The sequence below is a fragment of the Bradyrhizobium sp. PRIMUS42 genome, from assembly GCF_023006515.1.
In the GTDB taxonomy this organism is placed as follows: domain Bacteria; phylum Pseudomonadota; class Alphaproteobacteria; order Rhizobiales; family Xanthobacteraceae; genus Bradyrhizobium.
This window is the reverse complement of the sequence record NZ_JALBGZ010000860.1, coordinates 1-2400: the sequence shown is the minus strand read 5'-3', so window position 1 is coordinate 2400 and position 2400 is coordinate 1. Positions and strand designations below refer to the sequence as shown.

General features: G+C 64.9%; 3 protein-coding genes and 1 pseudogene. 3 read left to right on the top strand and 1 reads right to left on the bottom strand.

What is annotated here, in order from left to right; genetic code table 11:
- Window positions 1-674, top strand: a 674-nt coding sequence (purM, locus tag MOV75_RS34785) for a phosphoribosylformylglycinamidine cyclo-ligase (RefSeq protein WP_247007602.1), incomplete at its 5' end; no start/stop codon positions are given.
- The gene (purN, locus tag MOV75_RS34780) at window positions 674-1327 is read left to right on the top strand and encodes a phosphoribosylglycinamide formyltransferase (protein WP_247007600.1); all 654 of its coding nucleotides are present in this window, start codon (window positions 674-676) and stop codon (window positions 1325-1327) included. The genes purM and purN, both read left to right, overlap by 1 nt.
- Before the next feature lie 92 nt (window positions 1328-1419).
- On the opposite strand, the gene MOV75_RS34775 is transcribed toward purN, so the two are convergent.
- Window positions 1420-1626, bottom strand: a complete 207-nt coding sequence (locus MOV75_RS34775) for a cold-shock protein (RefSeq protein WP_007591938.1) — start codon at window positions 1624-1626, stop codon at window positions 1420-1422.
- Between the two features lie 364 nt (window positions 1627-1990).
- Between MOV75_RS34775 and MOV75_RS34770 the strand changes: the two are divergent.
- A pseudogene (locus tag MOV75_RS34770) lies at window positions 1991-2400 on the top strand (autotransporter domain-containing protein); the annotation flags it as partial.

The window sequence follows — 2400 nt, the reverse complement described above, 5'->3', positions numbered from 1 at the left end:
AATCCGGCTGCGCCCTGATCGGCGGCGAAACCGCCGAGATGCCCGGCCTCTACAAGGACGGCGACTATGACCTCGGCGGCTTTGCCGTCGGCGCCGCGGAGCGGGGTACGCTGCTGCCGCGCAAGGACATCGCCGCAGGCGATGCCGTGATTGGTCTCGCCTCGTCGGGCGTGCATTCCAACGGCTTCTCGCTGGTGCGCAAGATCGTGGAACAATCGGGCCTCGGCTTCGCCGCACCGGCGCCGTTCGCCCCGGTCATGACGCTCGGCGGCGCGCTGCTGACGCCGACCAAGCTCTACGTCAAATCCTGCCTGCGCGCGATCCGCGAGACCGGCGCGGTGAAGGGGCTCGCCCACATCACCGGCGGCGGCTTCACCGACAACATTCCGCGCGTGCTGCCGAAGAATCTTGGCGTCGGCATCGATCTGGCACGCCTGCCGGTGCTGCCGGTGTTCAAATGGCTGGCCGCGCAGGCCGGCATCGCCGAGCTCGAAATGCTGCGCACCTTCAACTGCGGCATCGGCATGATCGCGATCGTCGAGCCGGACCAGGTCGACAAGGTGATCGAGGTCTTCGCCGACGCCGGCGAGACCGTGGCCCAGCTCGGCACCGTGATCCCGGCCGAGGGCGAGCACCGCGTCGTCTATAACGGTCACCTCGACATGGCGCTGTGATGAAGCGCCGCGTCGCCATCCTGATTTCCGGTCGCGGCTCCAACATGTCCGCGCTGATCAGGGCCGCCAGCGCTACGGATTTCCCGGCCGAGATCTCGCTCGTGATCTCGAACAAGGCTGATGCGCCGGGGCTGGAACGAGCCAAGGCGAGCGGCGTCACCACGCTGGTGATCGAGAGCAAGCCGTTCGGCAAGGACCGCGCCGGTTTCGAGAAAGTGCTCCAGGCAGCCCTCGACCAGCACGGCATCGAGCTGATCTGTCTCGGCGGCTTCATGCGCCTGTTCACGGCCGAGTTCACAAAAGCCTGGTATGGGCGGATGCTCAACATCCATCCCTCGCTGCTGCCGTCCTTCCCCGGCCTCGACCCGCACGGCCAGGCCCTGCGCGCCGGCGTCAAACTGTCCGGCGCGACGGTGCACTTCGTGATCCCCGAGACTGACGCCGGTCCAATCGTGATGCAGGGCGCGGTTCCCGTCAGCGATCAGGACACGGGAGATACGCTGTCCGAGCGCATCCTCGAAGTCGAGCACCGCATCTATCCCGCGGCGCTGCGGCTGCTCGCGACCGGCAAGGTCAAGATCGAGGGCGACGTCTGCAAGACGGCGGGGAGTGGGGCTTCGGAGAATTTTCTGGTTGCGCCGATGGTGAGCTGAAGCGCCGTCCTCGCGGCGGTCCTCACAAACAAAAACCCCCGGCAGAGCCGGGGGCAACGTCATGATCTCTCGCTTGTCAGGCTTGAGAGAAGTCAGGAGACCTTGAGGTTCTCCGCGGATGCTTTGCCGCGGTTCTCCACGAGGTCGTATTCAACCACCTGGTTTTCGTTGAGGGTCGAGAGTCCGGCGCGCTCGACGGCGGAGATATGGACGAACACGTCCTTGTCGCTGCCGTTCGGCTTGATGAACCCATAGCCCTTGGTCGGGTTGAACCATTTGACGGTGCCCTTTTGTGGCATCCTCAGTCTCCTCCACTAGATAAAAAAGACGCGGCCGCTTTTCGCGTGCCACGCCACAAACGGGCTTCCGGAAGTCTGTTCGAGTCTCATCGTCGCGAAACGCACAGCGCGGCCAATTCCGATTGTGGCCAACATTGCAACATGAAAATCGGCCCTTAGCAAGCCGCGCTCCGATTTCAAGGCCGGATCGGGGGGCGCTGGTTGCAATTTGCGACCTGTGGCAGCGGAACCACAATCGAGGCAATAGCCTCTGTCGTACATGCCAGGCGGTTGACCCTCCGTGGCAGTTCGGCACAAATCGATGCACGCGTCGCAGACTCTGTTGCATTCTTGCGCGCGGCCATTTGCTTCGGGATTCATTGTCATGCGCTGCACGTCGCAGCTCTCCGGGACACGGCAGGTGATGGGAGCGGACCGGGTTCGTCTGACGACGAATTGGGTCGTGGGCACGGTCGCGCTCGGTTTGATGGCGACGGCCGCTCCCGCTTTTGCTCAGGTCGCCCCGCCTCCGCCAGCCCCCACGCCGACGGCGTCCTCGACGAATTACGACCAGTCGGTCGGCAACGGCGCGCTCAATCTCGGCTCGAATTTCCTGGAGCGGCTCGGCAACCAGGCATCCGGTGGCGTCAACCGGGCGTTCCGGACCAATCCCGGCGGCGGCGGGGCGTCAGCAGCCACCGAAGATCCGCGCTACCGCACCTGGTTCGAGGGCTACGGCATCTCGGTCCGCACCGACGCGCAAGGCGACTTCGTCGGCGACAGGCGCAAGACGGT

Bases quoted from the DNA above. Each gene is read 5' to 3' on its own strand.
- purN (WP_247007600.1), top strand. From the start codon at position 674: ATGAAGCGCCGCGTCGCCATCCTGATTTCCGGTCGCGGCTCCAACATG.
- MOV75_RS34775 (WP_007591938.1), bottom strand. From the start codon at position 1,626: ATGCCACAAAAGGGCACCGTCAAATGGTTCAACCCGACCAAGGGCTAT.